The organism is Oceanidesulfovibrio marinus, assembly GCF_013085545.1.
Taxonomy (GTDB): Bacteria; Desulfobacterota; Desulfovibrionia; order Desulfovibrionales; family Desulfovibrionaceae; genus Oceanidesulfovibrio; species Oceanidesulfovibrio marinus.
On sequence record NZ_CP039543.1, the window covers coordinates 2216239 to 2234491 of the forward strand.

General features: G+C 64.8%; 19 protein-coding genes. 10 read left to right on the plus strand and 9 right to left on the minus strand.

Annotated elements, in window-relative coordinates:
* The first annotated feature begins 301 nt into the window (after positions 1 to 301).
* The 8 genes from E8L03_RS09865 (at position 302) to E8L03_RS09900 (ending at position 7451) form a co-directional block, all read left to right on the plus strand.
* Entirely contained in the window at positions 302 to 1438 is a 1137-nt protein-coding gene (locus E8L03_RS09865; RefSeq protein ID WP_171267246.1) for an ABC transporter substrate-binding protein, read from the plus strand.
* Between the two features lie 265 nt (positions 1439 to 1703).
* Entirely contained in the window at positions 1704 to 2579 is an 876-nt protein-coding gene (locus E8L03_RS09870) for a branched-chain amino acid ABC transporter permease (RefSeq protein ID WP_144233391.1), read from the plus strand.
* A gap of 4 nt (positions 2580 to 2583) precedes the next feature.
* Entirely contained in the window at positions 2584 to 3552 is a 969-nt protein-coding gene (locus tag E8L03_RS09875; RefSeq protein ID WP_144233390.1) for a branched-chain amino acid ABC transporter permease, read from the plus strand.
* Positions 3545 to 4357: an ABC transporter ATP-binding protein gene (locus E8L03_RS09880; protein ID WP_144233389.1), complete on the plus strand. Its 813-nt coding sequence runs from the start codon at positions 3545 to 3547 to the stop codon at positions 4355 to 4357. The genes E8L03_RS09875 and E8L03_RS09880 overlap by 8 nt, the downstream gene beginning before the upstream one ends.
* The gene (locus E8L03_RS09885; protein WP_144233388.1) at positions 4354 to 5094 is read left to right on the plus strand and encodes an ABC transporter ATP-binding protein; all 741 of its coding nucleotides are present in this window, start codon (positions 4354 to 4356) and stop codon (positions 5092 to 5094) included. Before E8L03_RS09880 ends, E8L03_RS09885 begins: the two co-directional genes overlap by 4 nt.
* 12 nt (positions 5095 to 5106) lie before the next feature.
* On the plus strand, positions 5107 to 6408 hold the full coding sequence (locus E8L03_RS09890) for a phenylacetate--CoA ligase family protein (RefSeq protein ID WP_171267247.1): 1302 nt from the start codon (positions 5107 to 5109) through the stop codon (positions 6406 to 6408).
* 173 nt (positions 6409 to 6581) lie between these two features.
* Positions 6582 to 7064, plus strand: a complete 483-nt coding sequence (locus tag E8L03_RS09895; RefSeq protein WP_144233386.1) for an HAD family hydrolase — start codon at positions 6582 to 6584, stop codon at positions 7062 to 7064.
* 156 nt (positions 7065 to 7220) lie between these two features.
* Positions 7221 to 7451: a FeoB-associated Cys-rich membrane protein gene (locus E8L03_RS09900; RefSeq protein WP_171267248.1), complete on the plus strand. Its 231-nt coding sequence runs from the start codon at positions 7221 to 7223 to the stop codon at positions 7449 to 7451.
* A gap of 175 nt (positions 7452 to 7626) precedes the next feature.
* Here the strand turns inward: E8L03_RS09900 and E8L03_RS09905 are convergent, their stop codons facing one another.
* On the minus strand, positions 7627 to 8328 hold the full coding sequence (locus tag E8L03_RS09905; protein ID WP_171267249.1) for an OmpH family outer membrane protein: 702 nt from the start codon (positions 8326 to 8328) through the stop codon (positions 7627 to 7629).
* A 284-nt stretch (positions 8329 to 8612) separates the two neighbouring features.
* Between E8L03_RS09905 and E8L03_RS09910 the strand changes: the two genes are divergently transcribed.
* Both E8L03_RS09910 and E8L03_RS09915 read left to right on the plus strand, forming a co-directional pair.
* Positions 8613 to 9029 carry a secondary thiamine-phosphate synthase enzyme YjbQ gene (locus E8L03_RS09910; protein WP_171267250.1) on the plus strand — a complete coding sequence of 139 codons (417 nt, stop codon included), beginning with the start codon at positions 8613 to 8615 and terminating at the stop codon, positions 9027 to 9029.
* Positions 9030 to 9208: 179 nt separating this feature from the next.
* A complete protein-coding gene (locus E8L03_RS09915) occupies positions 9209 to 10261 on the plus strand; it encodes a GDP-L-fucose synthase family protein (RefSeq protein WP_171267251.1) in 1053 nt (350 codons plus the stop codon).
* Between the two features lie 104 nt (positions 10262 to 10365).
* Here the strand turns inward: E8L03_RS09915 and E8L03_RS09920 are convergent, their stop codons facing one another.
* From E8L03_RS09920 to E8L03_RS09955, 8 genes are all read right to left on the minus strand, one after another.
* Positions 10366 to 10548: a hypothetical protein gene (locus E8L03_RS09920; RefSeq protein ID WP_144305904.1), complete on the minus strand. Its 183-nt coding sequence runs from the start codon at positions 10546 to 10548 to the stop codon at positions 10366 to 10368.
* Positions 10549 to 10666: 118 nt separating this feature from the next.
* On the minus strand, positions 10667 to 11164 hold the full coding sequence (locus E8L03_RS09925) for a V-type ATP synthase subunit K (RefSeq protein ID WP_144305905.1): 498 nt from the start codon (positions 11162 to 11164) through the stop codon (positions 10667 to 10669).
* A 49-nt stretch (positions 11165 to 11213) separates the two neighbouring features.
* Positions 11214 to 13046, minus strand: coding sequence for a V-type ATP synthase subunit I (locus E8L03_RS09930; protein ID WP_171267252.1), 1833 nt, complete (start codon positions 13044 to 13046; stop codon positions 11214 to 11216).
* Positions 13043 to 13648: a V-type ATP synthase subunit D gene (locus tag E8L03_RS09935; RefSeq protein WP_171267253.1), complete on the minus strand. Its 606-nt coding sequence runs from the start codon at positions 13646 to 13648 to the stop codon at positions 13043 to 13045. The genes E8L03_RS09930 and E8L03_RS09935 overlap by 4 nt, the downstream gene beginning before the upstream one ends.
* Before the next feature lie 17 nt (positions 13649 to 13665).
* Entirely contained in the window at positions 13666 to 14970 is a 1305-nt protein-coding gene (locus E8L03_RS09940; RefSeq protein WP_144305908.1) for a V-type ATP synthase subunit B, read from the minus strand.
* Positions 14963 to 16963: a V-type ATP synthase subunit A gene (locus E8L03_RS09945; protein WP_244963714.1), complete on the minus strand. Its 2001-nt coding sequence runs from the start codon at positions 16961 to 16963 to the stop codon at positions 14963 to 14965. The genes E8L03_RS09940 and E8L03_RS09945 overlap by 8 nt, the downstream gene beginning before the upstream one ends.
* Positions 16960 to 17532 (minus strand): DUF2764 family protein, encoded by a 573-nt coding sequence (locus E8L03_RS09950; protein WP_144305909.1) that lies wholly within the window; start codon positions 17530 to 17532, stop codon positions 16960 to 16962. The genes E8L03_RS09945 and E8L03_RS09950 overlap by 4 nt, the downstream gene beginning before the upstream one ends.
* Before the next feature lie 2 nt (positions 17533 to 17534).
* Positions 17535 to 18179, minus strand: a complete 645-nt coding sequence (locus E8L03_RS09955; RefSeq protein ID WP_171267254.1) for a hypothetical protein — start codon at positions 18177 to 18179, stop codon at positions 17535 to 17537.
* Positions 18180 to 18253 lie beyond the last annotated feature (74 nt).

Here is an 18253-nt window from a genome sequence, read left to right on the forward strand (position 1 = left end):
TGACTCTGCAACGCCCTGCCCGGATCGCTCCGGGCAGGGCGTTTTCTTATGCGCAGGAGTGAACCTGCGCCGGTATCGCCTGCTGTCTTGTCATGTGCCCGAAGGCGAATCGATACTTCGCGGATCACCCTTCCCGCAGGCTTTCTGGTCAATTTTGCTGGGAATCCTGGCTTGTGAATTCATGTTCTGCACTTGACAGAATCGCCAAAATAGTTGAGCGGCGGTATATGCCCCGGACCCTACGCGCATGCGTATAATTTTGATCGCGCGGATCGCCCACACCTTTTTAAAGGAGTCAGCCATGACCATCCGTCGTCTCCTTCTCACCCTCGCCCTTTTGCTGGTGCCGCTCTCCGCAAAGGCCGAAGAGCCCATCAAGATCGGCGCCGTCTTTTCCGTCACCGGTCCGGCGTCGTTTCTAGGCGAGCCTGAAAAGAACACGGCGCTCATGCTGGCCGACATGATCAACGAGAACGGCGGCGTGCTCGGCCGTCAGATCGAGATGATCGTCTACGACGACGAGACCGACGTGAACAAGTGCGTGCTTGCCGTGGACAAACTGCTGAAGAAGGACCATGTGGTCGCGGTGATCGGGCCCTCGGTCTCCGGCAACACCCTGGCCGTGATGAACAAGTTCCCGGCCGCCAAGGTGCCGCTCATCTCCTGCGCCGCTGCCGAGAAAATCGTGAACCCGGTGAACCCTTGGGTCTTCAAGACGCCGCAGTCCGACCGTCACGCCGTAACGCGCATCCTGGAGCACGCCAAGGAGCAGGGCTACAAGAACATCGCCATCATCACCGTGTCCAACGGCTTTGGCCAGGCCGGCCGCGCCGTGCTGCAGGAGCTGGTTCCCGAAATGGGCTTCACCCTGGTGGCCGACGAGGTGTACGGTCCCAAGGATACGGACATGACCGCGCAGCTCACCTCCATCAAGGGCAAGAACCCCGACGCGATCATCTGCTGGGGCACCAACCCCGGCCCGGCCGTCATCGCCAAGAACCGCGTACAGCTCGGCATGGACACGCCCCTGTACATGAGCCACGGCGTGGCCTCCAAGAAGTTCATCGAGCTCGCCGGCTCCGCCTCCGAAGGCCTGCTGCTGCCGGCCGGACGGCTCATCGTGGCGAACCAGATATCCGACGACAACCCGCAGAAGCCCGTGGTTACCGAGTACATCGAGGAGTACGAGGCCGAGTTCAACCAGCCCATCTCCTCCTTTGGCGGCTACGCCTACGACGCCCTGATGCTCGTGACCAAGGCCATCGAGATGGGCGGCACCGCCGATCCCACGTCCATCCGCGACAACATCGAGAAGATCGACAACTTCGTGGCCACCGGCGGCGTCTTCAACTTCTCGGCCGAGGACCACAACGGCCTGGACGCCTCGGCCTTCGAGATGGTCATTATCGAGAACGGCGACTGGAAGATCGTGGAATAATTCGGCGAATCGCCTTCTCGACAAGAGAAATTTGGCTTGGGGGCAAGGACGGCGAGCTCTGCGCGGAGGGCGTATATCCAAAAAATATTTGACCTCCGGGCGGGGCGAGCCTGACGCTGCCACGGCCCAGAAGAGCATTTTTGAAGGGAAGGGCGCTGCCTCGGCCAAATGCCGCGGAAAGCGCCCTTCTTCTTGACAAGGACCCGCTGCCGCAACAAATATGGCGGCCTCGTAAACGCACCGGACCAAGCCCACAGACACACACATGTTCTCAAGCTACCTGCAATACCTCATCTCCGGCCTCACGGTCGGCGCCACCTACGGCCTCACCGGGCTTGGCTTCACCATTATTTTCAACACCACCGGCATCATCAACTTCGCCCAGGGCGAGTTCGTGATGCTGGGCGGCATGCTCGCCGTGTTCCTGTACGCCTCGGGCATTCCGCTGCCCCTGGCCCTGCTGGGCGCTATCGTCGCCACCACCATCGTGGGCGCGCTCATGGAGCGCCTCACCATCCGACCGGTCAAGGGCGGCTCCTCCATCCAGCTGATCATCATCACCATCGGCGTCTCCATCGTCATCCGCGGCATTGTCATGCTCACACTGGGCAAGGACACCTTCGCCCTGCCGCACTTTTCCGGCGAGACGCCCATCGCCCTGGCCGGCGCGTCCTTCATGCCGCAGAGCGTCTGGATTCTGGCCATCACCGGGCTGATCCTCGCGGCGCTGCGCTACTTCTTCAAACGGACGCTGTTCGGCAAGGCCATGCTCGCCTGCTCCTTTGATCGCAAGGCCGCCTACCTGGTGGGCGTCAGCGTGGAGCGCATGGTGCTGTTCTCATTCATGCTTTCGGCTTTCGTGGGGGCCGTGGGCGGCATCATCCTTGCGCCGCTCACTCTCACCTCCTACGACCGGGGCATCATGCTGGGGCTCAAAGGCTTTGCCGCATGCATTCTGGGTGGGCTGGGCAACCCCTTCGGTGCGGCGGCCGGCGGGCTGATCATCGGCGTGCTGGAGTCCTTCGGCGCCGGGCTCATTTCCTCCGGCTACAAGGACGCCTTCGCCTTCATCGTGCTGCTGCTCCTGCTCTTCGTCAAACCCTCGGGCCTGTTCGGCCGGGCGCAGGTCAAGCGGGTCTAGGGCCATGCTGCGCGCCATCTCCAAAAGCCTGCTGGTCCCGGCAGTGTTCCTCGGCCTGCTGCTGGTGCTGCCGTTCCTGCTCTCCAACGAGTACTACGTGAGCGTGCTCATCCTCTGCTGCATCAACGCGATCATCGCGGCCGGGCTGAACCTGCTGATGGGCTACGCCGGCCAGATATCCCTGGGCCACGCCGCCTTCTACGGCCTGGGCGCCTACGCAACAGCCGTGGCCACGGCCACGTTCGGCCTGCCCATGGAGCTGGGCCTGGTCATCGCCGTGGGCGGCTCCGCCCTGGTGGCGCTGATCATCGGCATCCCCACGCTCAAGCTCACCGGCCACTACCTGGCCATGGCCACCCTGGGCTTCGGTCTCGTGGTCTTCATCTTCTTCAACGAAACCATCTCCCTTACCGGCGGCCCCTCCGGCTTTGTGGGCATCCCGCGGCTCTCACTCTTCGGCGTCACCGTGCAGTCGGACCTGTCCTACTACTACCTGGTGGCCACGGCCCTGGCCCTGGTCATCTTCATCTCGCGCAACCTCATCGACTCCCGCTTCGGCCGCGCGCTCAAGGCCCTGCACACCAGCGAAAAGGCCGCGCAGATAGCCGGGGTGGACATTGCCCGCTACAAGCTCATGGTCTTCGTGCTCTCGGCCGCCTTTGCCGGCCTGGCCGGGTTCCTGTACGCGCACTACCTTACTTTCATCGCGCCTTCGAGCTTCGGCTTCCTCTACTCCGTGGAGCTCCTGACCATGGTGGTGCTGGGCGGCATGGCCACGCTCTGGGGCTCGGTGGTCGGCGCGTTTTTCCTCACTTCCCTGCCCGAGTTCCTGCGCGTGTTCGAGAACATCGAGATCCTGCTCTTCGGCGCCATCCTCGTGGTCTGCATGATGTTCCTGCCCCAGGGCATTGTGGGCGGAATCACAAGCCTGGCCGGCCGGCTCAAATCGCGCAAGGAGGAGAGCGATGGCTGAGACAGTGCTCTCCTGCCGGGATCTGGGCGTGCGCTTCGGCGGTGTGGTAGCGCTGAGCGCCGTGGACTTCGATGTGGCCGCAGGCTCCATCACCGCGGTCATCGGCCCCAACGGCGCCGGCAAGACCACGCTCTTCAACGCCGTCACCGGGCTGGTCACACCGTCCGGCGGCGAAATACGCTTCAATGGAGCACCCATCAACGACCAGGCCCCGCACAAACGCGCCGCAGCCGGTCTGGTGCGGACCTTCCAGAACCTCGAAATTTTCACGAATATGAGCGTGCTGGACAACGTGCTCACCGGCTGCCACCGGACCATCGAGTATGGTTTCCTGGACGCGCTGTTCAAGACGCCGCGCTACACCCGGCAGGAGCGCGAGCACGAGGACACGGCGCGCCGCGCCCTGGAGTTCGTGGGGTACGACGGCCCGCTGGACCGCCCGGCCGGAGACCTGCCCTTTGGCGGGCAACGCGCCCTGGAGCTGGCCCGCGCCATTGCCGCCAGCCCCTCCGTGGTGCTGCTGGACGAGCCGGCCGCCGGCCTGAACATGCGCGAAACCAAGAACCTCGGCCAGCTCATCGCCCGCATGCGCAGCGAGCTTGGCCTGACCATCGCCCTGGTGGAGCACGACATGGACCTGGTCATGTCCGTGAGCGACGAGATCACCGTGCTCTCCTTTGGCCAGGTGCTGGCCACGGGCACGCCGGCCGAAATCCAGCAGGACGAGCGCGTCATCGCCGCCTACCTGGGCGAGGACGATGAGGATGATCTTCCTGAAACCACCCACGAGGAGGCAGGCGCATGAGTAAATCTTCCCTCCTCACCCTGCGCAACGTGGACATCTTCTACGGCCGCATCCACGCCGTGAAGCGCGTCTCCATGCACGTGAATGCCGGCGAGATCGTCGCCCTTATCGGCGGCAACGGCGCCGGCAAGACCAGCCTGCTCACGGCCATCTCCGGCCTGGTGCGGCCCGCGTCCGGCAGTGTTTCCTACGAGGGCAAGGACATCCACAAGGCCCGCGCCGAGCGCATCGTGCGCATGGGCGTCTCCCACGTGCCGGAAGGCCGGCTGGTGTTCGGCCCCATGAGCGTGGCCGACAACCTGGCCCTGGGCGGGTACGTACGAAAGAGCAAGGAAGAAACCCGCCGCGACATCGATCAGATTTACGCCATGTTCCCGGTGCTGGCCGAGCGCCGCCGCCAGTTGGCCGGCACGCTCTCCGGCGGCGAGCAGCAGATGCTCGCCATCGGCCGGGCGCTCATGGCCAAGCCGCGCCTGCTGCTTCTGGACGAGCCGTCCATGGGCCTTGCGCCGCGTATCGCCCGCGACATCTTCAGCCACGTCGTGGAGCTCAAGGAGCGCTTCGGCCTCACTGTGCTGCTGGTGGAGCAGAACGCCAAGAACGCCCTGCGCATCGCCGACCGCGGCTACGTGCTGGAGACCGGCCGCGTGGTGCTCCAGGGACCGGCCGACGACCTCCTGGCCAACCGCGACGTCCAACGCGCCTACCTGGGGCGCGATGTAGCCCGGGAAATGTAAAGGGGTACACGCATGTATTGGCAAAAAGACATCGAATGCATGGACCGCGAGGAGCTGACCCAGCTCCAGCTCGAACGCCTCCAGGCCACCCTCTTCCGCGTCTCCAGAAACGTGCCCCTCTACCGCGCGCGCTTCGAGGAGCACGACATCGACCCCGACTCTTTCCTGAGCGTGGACGACCTGACCCGCATCCCCTTCACCACCAAGGCCGATATCCGCGAGAACTACCCTTACGGCCTCTTTGCCGTGCCTCTGCGCGAGGTGGTCCGGCTGCACTCCTCCTCCGGCACCTCGGGCCGGCCCGTTGTGGTCGGCTACACCAGGAACGACGTGAAGCAGTGGTCCGATCTGGACGCGCGCATCCTCTGCATGGCCGGGCTCGACCAGGACGACGTCCTGCAGATCGCCTTCAGCTACGGCCTGTTCACCGGCGGCTTCGGCCACCACTACGGCGCCGAGCGCCTGGGCGCGTCCGTTATCCCCAGCTCCAGCGGCAACACCAAGAAGCAGCTCGCGATCATGCAGGACTACCGCACCACCGCCCTGGCCTGCACGCCCAGCTACGCCCTGCACCTGGCCGACGTCATGGAGGAGGAAGGCATCAACCCCAACGCCCTGACCCTGCGCTGGGGCCTGTTCGGGGCCGAGGCCTGGTCCGAGAACATGCGCCGGGAGATCGAGTCCCGGCTCAAGATCACAGCCACGGACAACTACGGCCTGTCCGAAATCATGGGGCCCGGCGTTGCCGGCGAGTGTCTGGAGCAAGGCGGCCTGCACGTCAACGAAGACGCCTTCCTTTTCGAGATCGTCAACCCAGACACCGGCGAGCCCGTGCCCGACGGCGAGGTGGGCGAGCTTGTCATCACCACGCTCACCAAGGAAGCCTTCCCCATGGTCCGCTTCCGCACCGGGGACCTCACCCGCCGCATCGTGGAGCCCTGCCCCTGCGGCCGCACCCACCACCGCATCAGCCGCATCCTGGGCCGCGTGGACGACATGATCACCATCAAAGGCGTCAATGTCTTCCCCTCGCAGGTGGAGCAGATCCTCATGGACGCCCAAGGCGCCGTGCCCCGCTTCCAGATCGTGGTGGAACGCGACGCCGGACACCTGGACCGCGCCACCATCCACCTGGAAGTCTCGGAGTCTATCCTCTTCGACCAGATGCGCGAAAGCCAGGAGTTCCTCGCCTCGCTCAAAAAGCGCCTCGCCTCCGAGCTCGGCGTGGGCTTCGAAGTCTCCCTGGTCGGTAAACGCACCCTGCCCCGCGGCGAAGAAAAAATGAAACGCGTCATCGACAAACGATCGTTCTAGGGCTTGATTCCAAAGGCGTACTGAGGGACGCTGTCCCTCAGCCTCCCTGCCAGAGGAACTCAGTTCCCCTGGACTCCAGAAATGGGTTCAGGGAGCAATGCTCCCTGGTGGGGTGCCCGAGGGGCAAGGCCCCTCGGACTGCGACAGTTGCTCGCTTCGGTAAGGAGACGCGCATGATCGAGATTCAGATACCCGGGCTCCGCGTGTTGCGTGTGCGGACGCTGGTTTTGGACTACAACGGCACCCTGGCCTGCGACGGCGCGTTGCTGCCCGGCGTGTCCGAACGGCTGCGGGAGCTGTCCAAATCCCTGGACATCGTGGTGGCGACGGCCGATACCTGCGGCACGGTGGAGCACGCCATGGACGGGTTGCCCGCCACGGTTCACAACTTGGCCATGCGGCAGGACCGTTCGGTGGACGAGGACGAGGCCAAGGCCCGCCTTGTACGCGCGCTGCAGCACGACGTCGTGTTTGTGGGCAACGGCCGCAACGACGCCCCGGCTCTGCGCGCCGCTGCCCTGGGCATCGCCATCATCCAGGCCGAGTGCGCAGCAACCGCCGCACTGGTCGCCGCGGATATCGTCGCCACCGACATCACGAATGTGCTGGACCTCTTCATCAAGCCCAAACGCCTGATCGCCGACCTGCGGGTCTGATCCCGCCGTCGCCTCTTCCGCTCGTTCAGTCACCCGGCTTGCTCACGGTTGCTTGAGAAAGTTTCTCACGCTTCCGGTTGACAGCGCACCGATTTGGTATGATTCTTTTGTTGAGAATACTTCTCAATGAACACAAAAAACCATCCGGAGTGCTCCATGAGCCTTGATACTGCCATCGTCGCCATCATCGTCCTGCTCGCGGCGATTTACGCCGGCCGCAAGCTCTACCGCCAGGCCATGCACAGGGAAACGTGCGGCTCCTGCGGCGGTTGCTGCCCCACGCCAGACGAACGCGAGCCCAACAGACAGGCCGCCGGCCAGAGCGCGTGCTGCGGCTGTGCGTCCCACTCTACCGGCGCGCCCATAGGCGACAGGCCCGAGCGCTGATCTGAAACGCCCGCGGCTTTCCTGTTTCAACTTTCCGGGCGCATCCTGCCCGAGTATCCGTCTTTCCCGGCGCGTATCCCTGCTGCCCCACCGTCCTGATCTTGTCTGACCAACAAAAAAGAGCGGCCCCCATGCAGGGACCGCTCTTCGAATGGTGCGTCAGAAACGCTGCGCGCTACTCGGTGGCGTTGGCACCTGTAGCGTTGGCGCCAGAGGCATTCTCGGCGGCAGGCGCTTCGGGGGCCTCAGTGGCAGGAGCCGCCGTGGCGTTCTCCGGAGCGGTCTTTTCCATTGAGGACTCCTGCGCGGCCGGGGCTTCTTCGGCAGCCGGCTTGGGCGTCAGGTCAAAGGTCGCCGGGTCGATCTCGGGCAGCTCGACCTTGGCGGCGTTCAGCGCTTCGATGACCTGGGTCGTGATGTCCACGTCAGGATCGAAGGAAACCGCGTTCTCCTGGCCGAAGACGACAGCGATGCCGTGGTCCTCGCGGTACTTGGTAAGCACGCTCACGTACTTCTCCTGCACGGCGTCGTACAGGGCGCGCTGCTGGTTGTTCATGATGTCCTGGTACTGTTGCACGGCGCCGCGGAAGCCGGCCACATCCTGGTCAGTGCCATTCTGGGCCTTGGTCTGCATCGCGGTCAGCTGCTCGCGCAGGGACTTGTTCAGCTCGTTGAGCATCTTCACGCCCTCGAGGCCGGCGTTGGACTCGTTGAACACGCGGGACTCGTCAACCACGGCCACATGCATCGCGGGTTCGGACTTGTCGCCGGTATCGCTCTTCGTGGCCGGCTCCTGCGAGCAGCCGGCGGCAAGGACGAGGACACAAAGGAAAAGACCCGTGGCAAGGCGCAGGGGACGAGAAAAAATACGGTTCATGGCAATCAGCTCCTTAATTTCTATGCTGGTCGTGACTGTGGCGCGGCAGCCCTGCCGCACGACTGGTGGGCTGTGAGGCCTGCCGAAAGAAACACTTCCTACCTGTGCAGCACCGCCCTGGCAAGGGGGTTGCTTGGTAAACGCCATATTATTGCACAAAATTCACCCGAATTATATCCTTTTGCACCACTTTTGGGCAGAGCGCGGCGCGAATTGTCACAGCCGACCCCATGCGCTACCGTTCCCGGAAAATGCAACACTGCCTTCATTCTCAGGAGAACTCCATGAAATCATACCGTAAAGAGCTCTGGTTCAATGTCCCGGCGCGCATGGACTTCGTGCACATCACTCCGGACGTGGAAGAGTGCCTGCGCGAGTCCGGCATCCAGGAAGGATTGGTGCTGGTCAACGCCATGCACATCACGGCCTCCGTGTTCATCAATGACAACGAGTCCGGCCTGCATCACGACTACAAGAAGTGGCTGGAGAAGCTGGCCCCGCACGAGCCTGTTGCCGGCTACCAGCACAACGTGGGCGAGGACAATGCCGACGCGCACATGAAGCGCCAGATCATGGGCCGCGAGGTCGTGGTCGCCATCACCAATGGCAAGCTGGACCTGGGCACCTGGGAGCGCATCTTCTACGGCGAGTTCGACGGCCGCCGTAACAAGCGCGTGCTCGTCAAGATCATCGGGGAGTAGTTCGGACCGGCGACCGGCGGCATTGCGACGTTCGGGCAGTATGACGTGGCGGCCTGTGCGCCTCTCCGGGCGCGGTCCTGCACCGACTTGTTCTCTCATTGGATTTCACCTTGCCCCTGCTGCCGCACAACGGCTAGGCTGTGCGGAATTACTTACAATCCACCGGCAAGGACATCGCCATGAACAAGACGGACACCATATACATCGCCGGCCACCGCGGCATGGTGGGCTCGGCCTGCCGCCGTCAGCTGGAGTCCCGGGGCTACGCCAACCTCGTCTTCCGCACCTCCAGGGAGCTGGACCTCACCCGCCAGGCCGATGTGGAGGCGTTCTTTGCCGAGACCAGGCCGGACCACGTGATCCTGGCCGCGGCCAAGGTGGGCGGCATCCTGGCCAACGCCACCCATCCGGCCGAGTTCATTTACACAAACATTGCCATCCAGACCAACATCCTGCACGCGGCGTACAGGCAGGGCGTGCGCAGCCTCGTCTTCCTGGGCTCGTCATGCATCTACCCCAAGTTCTGCCCGCAGCCCATCAGCGAAGAATATCTACTGACCTCCGATCTGGAAAAGACCAACGAGGCTTACGCCATCGCCAAGATCGCCGGCGTGAAGATGTGCGAGCACTACAACGGGCAGTACGGCACAAAGTTCTGGGCGCTCATGCCCACCAACTTGTACGGCGAGAACGACCACTTCGGCCTGGAAGGCAGCCACGTGCTCCCGGCCATGATCCGCAAGTTCCACCTGGCCAAACTGGCCGCGGCCGGCGATGCGGACGCCATCCGCAGGGACGTGGAGCGCTGGGGCTCCATCCCGCAAGACGTGCGCGAGAGCCTGACCCTGGACGATACGCTGGAAGTGCAGGACCCCGCCGCCGTGGCCGTGCGGCTGTGGGGTACGGGCACGCCGCGCCGGGAGATGATGCACGTGGACGATCTGGCCCGCGCCTGCGTGCATGTGCTGGAACGCGGCGAGGAGCTGCCCCCGCAGCTGGTCAACGTGGGCACCGGCCAGGACATGACCATTGCCGAGCTGGCCGACACGGTACGGCGCGTGGTGGGGTTCGAGGGGCCGATCGTCTGGGACGACACTAAGCCGGGCGGTACGCCGCGCAAGGTGCTGGACGTGTCCAGGCTCACAGCCATGGGGTTCGCGCCCTCCATCACTCTGGAGGACGGCGTGGCGGGCAGCTACGCCTGGTATCAGGCGCAGCTCGAAGGAAGGTAGCCGGAAAACGCCGCACCACAGCGGCGTTTCTCAGATCCATCACTCAAATAGAAGTAGACGTCGGGGTTATTTCGGGGCTGCCGGCGCGGCCTGATGTGCGCGTGCTAGCCCTTGCGCCGCCGGATAAGCGCCGTGAACCGCCCGGCCACGCCCAGCACAATGCCCGTGAGCAGGCAGGCCGAGGCCCAGGCCGCCTTGCCAAGCAGCAGCATGCCCAACCCGGCGGCCAGCAGGATGCCGGCCGCGGCCATGAGCAGGAGCGAGGAATCCCCCCGCGGTATATTCACCTTTGCCCCTGGCGGAGCATCTACTTCCACAGGCGCCGGACGGCCGCAATGCGGGCACGCCGGTGCCGCGTCCGAAACACTGTTTCCGCAATCCGCGCAAACAACCAGTGCCATCCCGCTATCCCCCTGCTGCGAGTGTCCCCTGGATAAAGACCATGACAAAGAGCGCCACGGTCTCCACAACGCCGAGTGTCATCAGATAGTTGCCGAAGCCCTGGCCGGTCTCGCCCAACGCGTCGGACGCCGCCGCTCCGGCCTTGCCCTGGAAGTAGGCGGAAGCGCCCATGGCAAGCCCGCCGATGAACCCGGCCACCAGCATGGCCGGCCAGTTGATCATGGCCGCGGCGCCTCCCTGCGCTGCGGCTGCCAGAGCATCGTTGCAGAGGCCCACCATCGCGTTCATCAGAATCATGCCGTAAATGGTCTGCGACAGCGGCGCGCCGATGAAGGTGATGAGAATGAAGGGCGCGGCTTTGTTCTGGGCGTAGCGTTTTTTCCACGCCCCGATGGCGGCCATGCCGGCTGTGCCCGTGCCCAGGGCCGAGCCCGCCGCGGAAAGCCCGAGTGCGGCCGCCGCACCCGCCTTGCCCAACGCTGCCATAAGTTGAATATCCATCATCTTCTCCTTAAAATACCATCTCATGCGCGGGCTGTCGCCTGCGCGATTATCCCTTGCCGCCGCCTGACTGCCGCGGCTCTGAAAACGGGCGGTACGGCGTGCCCGACCAGGTGAGATCCATGTGCTGCGCGAACTCCAGCGTGTTCAGACGCACGCCGTGCACCAGCACGCCCATGGCCGCCAGCAGAATGTTCAGCCCGTGGCCCAGGAAGAGCACAACCGCGGCCAGCAGCACGGACAACACGCCATCCAGACCGCCGCCCACCGCCATCTCGTTGAACGCCCTGGCCATGGCCAACGACGCAGCGCCCACGGCGAAGAGCCGGACGTACGAAACCACGTCCACAAAGTTGTTGATGAACTTGAGCGGCAGCATGGCGTGCTCGAACCAGTTGTTCTTGATCCTGGAGAGCGGCGTCATGAACGCCACCACCAGCAGCGCGCCTGCGCCCAGCACCCAGAACATGATCGGCGGGAAGCCCCGCAGCAGCACCATGGAGCGCGCCGCAAAGAACATCACCCAGGTGGTGCCAGCCCAGCCAAGCTGCGCCAGAAACTGCGGTGACGGGAAGTAGCGCACGGCTCGCCAGAGGTGCGCGATGGTCAGATGGATCGCGCCCAGCAAGAAGCTTAACAAAATGACGTTGTCCTGCGCCTCAGGCCCGGTGAGCCAATCCACGCGCATGGCAGCCAACGGGGCCGGCAGGTTTGTGATGCCGAACCACGTGCCGGTAAGCGCGCCCCAAAGCACCGTGGCCCCGCTCATGATGTACAACAGGCTGGTGACCTGTCGCGGCGCGGTGCGCACGAGCCGTTGCACGGCGATGGTCATGGCGATAAACAGCACGCCGTACCCGGCGTCGCCCACCAGCATGGCGAAAAATATGGAAAGAAAGATCAGGAAGATCGGGCTGATGTCCGTCTCGCGGTAACCAGGCACCACGCCGATCATCTCGAATACCGTCTTGATGGGCCGCACCCAGCGCGGGTTGCGGATGTAGGTGGGCGGCTCCTCGTCCGGCTCCGGGTCCAGCAGCCGTATGGCCCAGCCGTGCCGCGCCGCTGCCTGGAGCAGGGACTCCTCGCTCTCGGCCGGAACCCAGCCGCGCAGCCAGACCAACCGGCGCGCATCGCCCATCCGGCCCATGGACTGGCGCGCCTCCAGATACTCCACCCTCGCGCGCATCTCGACCTCAGCCTTTTCCAGCACGGCGCGGTCGCCCTCGAAGCCGCGCGTGCGCGCGTCGATGGCCTCGATGTTGCGCTCCAGGTCGTGGATTGCATCCTCTACCTGCCGGAGCGAGCGCTGCGGCAGGGGCAGCGGCTTCACCTCGTTGCCCTTCCTGTCCCTGGGCAGGTTGCCGGGCGTAAAGGGCTTTTGCGAGACCATGGCCACAGGACAGCTTCGCTGCTTTCGCTTGCCCAGCTCGCAGGAGGTGAGGTCCACCATGGCCGCGCCTTCCGGCGGTTGGAGCTCCTGGCGTTTGCTGCGCCAGAACAGCCCCACGTAGAGCCCCTTTTCCTCCAGGGCCTGGATGTCCTGGGGGGAGGCTTCGCCCCACGGAGCCAGGGCCGCGCGCTCCGCATAGAACGCATCCAGCCGCTCCATGAGCTTGCGGCGCCGGGCGATACGCGGCAGCAGCGTGTCCACTATGACTGCGGCAGAGGTTCCCGAAGGCGGCGCCTGCGTCTCTTTCGGCAACAGGTCCCGCACCTGGAGCATGCCGGCCAGACGATCGCGCGCCTTTTCCAGCTCCTCGCTTGAAGGCGGCCTGTCCGCTACGATGTGCACCACGCCCAGGCCGCGCAACGCGCCCAGGGCCTCGTCGCGGCTCTTGCTCGTGGCCACCAGCTCCAGCTTTCGCATGGGGACGATCATGCGGACCTCCACTGCTCGGACGTTTTGCGCTTGGTGAGCTTGGCGCGCGCCACGGCCGCGGTCTGCTGGTCACCCAGAAAGATGCGGATGCGCCGGATATTGTCCAATGTCTCTGGAATCTTGACCTTCTCGAAAAGGTTCACGCGCTGCGTGGTGGTGCGGAGCTCCTCGGCCAGGGTCGCGCGTTCGGCGGTCAGGAACCGTTCGGCCAGCCCCAGCTCCACTCGTGTGCGCAGGGCCTGCACGGCCTCGTCCACCCAGGCCGGGGAGTCGTGCAGATCGGGCAGCGCTCCGGCAAAGACCACCCCCCGCAGCTCGGTCACATTCACGCCCACCACGTTCACGACTTCCTTGTCCAGACGCTCCACGGCGGCGAACGGCGCCAGATCATATGGATCGTCGAACAGCGCAATCCACGGCCGCACCTCGTCCTCCAGGGCATCTATCCTGGTGCGGACATCGCGCAGCTCGCGGGAGAGCCGGCGCACCTCGCCCTGGAGCTGCTCCTTCTTGAGCCGCAGCGTAGGCAGGAATCGCTCATATCGGCCCAGGGCGTCGCGCTGGTTCTTGAGCTCGTTTTTTGTGAACTTGATCTTGGCCATGGTTTACCGTCCGCCAATCAAACGCTGCGCCTGCCGGGCCAGAACTTTTCGATCATGGAGGTGGGGATGCCGGTCTCCTCGCTGTCAAAGCAGTCGGCCATGATCTCCCAACCCAGATCCAGCGCCTTTTCCAGGGGCAGGTTCACGGTAAGGTCCATCATCTCGTTTTCGAAGCGGCCGCCGTACTTCAGGAGCTTGCGGTCCCAGTCCGAAAGGCGGAAGCCCATGGCCTGCTTCTCCAGCACCTCCTTGTACTGGGCGTAGAGCTGGATCATGGAGTCCATCACCGTGCGGTGGTCCTCGCGCGTCTTGCTGTTCACCTGCTGCTTGAGCCGCGAGAGAGAGCCGAAGGGCTCGATGCGGCCGTTCTTGAGGTAGAACTGCCCTTCCGTGATGTAGCCCGTGTTGTCCGGCACGGGGTGGGTCACGTCGTCGCCGGGCATGGTCGTCACGGCCAGAATGGTCACGCTGCCCGCGCCTTCGAAGTCCACGGCCTTTTCATAGCGCCGGGCCAGCTGGCTGTAGAGGTCGCCGGGGTAGCCGCGCGTGGAGGGAATCTGCTCCATGGTGATGGCGATCTCCTTGAGCGCGTCGGCAAAGTTGGTCATGTCCGTGAGCAGCACGAGCACGCGCTTGCCCTCCAGGGCAAACCGCTCGGCCACGGCCAGGCTCACGTCCGGCACCAGCAGACACTCTACTGTAGGATCGGCCGCCGTATGCACATAGAGAACCGATCGGGTGAGCGCGCCTTGCTCGTCCAGGGCGTCGCGGAAGTAGAGGTAGTCGTCGTACTTGAGGCCCATGCCGCCGAGCACGATGACGTCCACCTCGGCCTGCAGGGCGATACGCGCCAGCAGCGGGTTGTACGGCTCGCCGGCCGAGGAGAAGATGGGCAGCTTCTGCGACTCCACCAGGGTGTTGAAGATGTCGATCATGGGGATGCCGGTGCGCACCATGCGGCTGGGGATGACGCGCTTGGCCGGGTTCACGGACGGTCCGCCGATGTCGATCATCTCCTCTTCCAGCTCCGGGCCGCGGTCGCGCGGCACACCGCTGCCGGTGAAGGCCCGGCCCAGCAGGTTCTCGGTAAACGGCACCTGCAACGGCTTGCCCAGAAATCGCACTTTGGCGTCTGTGGCGATGCCGCGGGAGCCGGCGAATACCTGCAGATAGACCCGGCCGCGCTCCAGCCGGATAACCTGGGCCAGGGACTCGCCCCGGCGGGAGGTCACCCGCGCGAGCTCGCCATAGGCCACGTCGTCGGCCTGGACCATGATCACGTTGCCCACGATCTGGTGGATGCGGTGGTAGACCTTAAACATCGCCCACCTCCTCCACCTGCTGCGCCGGACGTGGCTCCCGCTCCCCGGAGAGCTTTTCCTCTCGCAATTCCTCGCGATTCAGCAGCTTCTCCTCCAGGCTCGTGAACTCCGGCCTGTCCATGGGCACACGGTTCCAGTCGCGGTAGGACTGCGTGAGCCGCTGGAAGAAGCGCCGGGCCCGATCCTTGGAGTCGAAGCCGTAATCGCGCTCCAGAAGCTCGGTCATACAGGCGAACATCCGGCGCTGGCGCTCCTCGTCGGAGGCGCCGTCCACCTTGTCGTAAGCGTCCTGTTGCAGGTAGGCCGAGTCCAGAAACTCGGACTTGAGGTAGATGATGAAGTCCTCGATGGGCGTGCCCTCCTCGCCCAGCACCTTCATCATCTGGCCCACCTCGCGGCCCTTTGCGAGCACCTGTCGGGCCGTGCGCAGCTGCTTGTCGTCCACCACGCTCGTATACTTGGACCAGCTCTCCAGGGGCTCGATGGCCGGGTAGCGCCGGGCGTCGGAGCGCTCCCGCGAGAGGCCGTGAAACGCGCCCACGACCTTGAGCGTGGACTGGGTCACTGGTTCCTCGAAGTTGCCGCCAGCCGGGCTGACCGTGCCGCCGATGGTTACGGAGCCTCTGGAGCCGTCGCGCAGGCGGACCACGCCGCCGCGTTCATAGAAGGACGCGATGACCGATTCCAGGTAGGCAGGGAACGCCTCCTCGCCGGGGATCTCTTCGAGTCGGCCGGACATCTCGCGCAGTGCCTGGGCCCAGCGGGAGGTGGAGTCGGCCAGGAGCAGCACGTTGAGCCCCATCTGGCGGTAGTACTCGGCAATGGTCACGGCCGTGTAGACCGAGGCTTCGCGCGCCGCCACGGGCATGGAGGAGGTGTTGCAGATGATGCAGGTGCGCTCCATGAGCGAGCGGCCGGTGCGCGGGTCTTCCAGCTCCGGGAAGGTGCGGATGGTTTCCACCACCTCGCCGGCGCGTTCGCCGCAGGCGGCCAGGACCACCACGTCCACCCGGGCGTGGCGGCTGGTTATCTGCTGGATCACGGTCTTGCCCGCGCCAAAGGGGCCGGGCACGCAGTACGTGCCGCCCAGGGCCACGGGGAAGAAGGTGTCGATGATGCGGACCTTGGTGACCATGGGCTCGGCCGGCTTGAGCCGCTCGGTGTAGCCGCGCAGGGGAATCTTCACCGGCCACGTCTGAATCATGGATATAGTGCGGCGCTCGCCGTGTTCGTCCTCCAGCACGGCCATGTTCTGGTTTACGGTGTAGGAACCGGCGGGCTTGATCTCCACCAGGCGGTAGTTGCCGTCGTCCTCGCCTGCCTCGAAGGAGAACGGCACCATGATGCGGTGGTCGAACACGGACTCCGGCACGGTGCCGATGGTGTCGCCGGGCCGCAGCATGTCACCGGGTTTGGCCACGGGCGTAAAGTCCCACAGCTTCTGCCGGTCCAACGGCTTGAAGTAGCGCCCCCGGCCCAGGAAGAATCCCAGCTCCGCGGCCATGTCCTCCAGGGGGTTCTGGAGCCCGTCAAAGATGCGTGCAAGCAGGCCGGGTCCCAGCTCCACGGAAAGCAGCTCTCCCGTGAAGCGCACGCGGTCGCCCACGGCCAGACCGCCGGTGTCCTCGAAGACCTGGAGATCGGCGTAGCGGCCGCGCACCCGGATGACCTCGGCCTTGAGGTCGAGCTCACCCTCTGGCGTGCGCAGGATGGCGTAGGCCACCTCGTTCTGGATCACGGGGAGCTCGAACTCCACGGTGAGCAGGTTGCCGTTGACGCCCACTACGCGGGCCTCGTTGGCGTAAAGGTCGTCGGAAGGCACGCCCTCCCAGCGCGAGGGACCTCCCTGCTCCGCCTCGGGCAGGACCTCGTTGTCCGCCGCATCGGCCGACTGCGCGGCGGGTTCCTCCGGCGCCGTGCTCTGGTCGTTCATCTCGCCGGTCTCGTCGCTCGGCTTGCCGGCGTGTGGTTCGTTGGGGCCATTGCCGTTCACGCGTCACTCCTTGGCTGATCGTCGTTCGGCCGTCCGTCCATGGCGGCGCGCACGGCGCGGTCGGCCAGATCCCGAAATGTTTCCCGGCCCTCTTCCGGATCGATGTTCGCCAGACGCAGCGCCAGCCGCAGCTTGAGGGCGTATGCGAGCACGGCTTCCTCGCCGTATGGTCTGACCACGAGCATGTCATCGAGAGCGCCGAAGCGCAGGGCCACGAGCTCGCGTTGCCTGTGCAGAGGGCTGTCCGCCTGGAACGCCTGCTCCACGCCGTGCGCTACGGAGAGGTCCACATGTGCGAACGGCAGGTGCGGTCCCGGCTCAGTGCCCCGCTTTTCAGCGCGGCGCTCGGCCTCCGCGTTCCTGATCTGCGCCTCGGTGTCGGCCACGGCGGCCAGAAAGGGATGATCCCCGGCGCTCTCTTCTTCGCGCATGACCCGCTCCACAACCTCGTACAGACGCTGCGGCAGCGCCGTGACCGCCGCAGCGAGAAAGCCCCCGGACGTCACGGCCGGCGTCTTGCCCGGTGTGAGCAGCGGCATGGAGGCGAGCAGATAGTAGTAATCGGCCATGGTCACGCGCTCCCGGACGAGCCGGACTCGCCTTTGCCCGTTGCCGCGGTCTTGACGATCTCGGCCAGACGCGGTCGCAGGTACAGGGAGAGGGCCTCGGCCACCGCGTCGTTGGTGAAGTCCAGGTAGACCTCGCCTTCCTTGAACGCGACCTTGAAGCCCTGCTCGATATCCCGGTCCACGCGAATCTTCACGCCCGAGGCCATCTTCTCGCGGTAGCGCGAGGCAAAGAAGGCCACGAGCTTTTCCTTGTCCCGTGGGCTCAGCAGAAACTCCAGGCGGTGGTCGCCGGAGCGATCCGCACAGGACTGCGCCATGCCGGCCAGCATCTGCTGGAGCACGTCGATGGTCATGGCCTCATCCACGGCCTCGGCCACGAGCTGCTTCAAAATGTTTTCAATACCCCGGCGTACGGAGATGAGCACATCGCGCGCCGACTGCTGGAGCTGGGCATCGGCCCGCTCGGCATAGGCGGCGGCTTCTTCCTGGCCGTTCTGAATTATCGCAGCCTTTTCCTGCTCGGCCTGCTCCAGTATTGCGGCGGCTTTTTCCTGCGCGTTGGAGACAATGACCCGGGCCTTGGACTCGGCCTCCTGCACAGCCTCCTGCTGCAGTCGCGATATGAGATGTTCTAACGATTCTGACATAAAGCCAGCTCCTTGCGGCGCTTTGATAACGTACGTTCACTTTCAAAATCCTACGCTACCCGCTTCCGCAACAA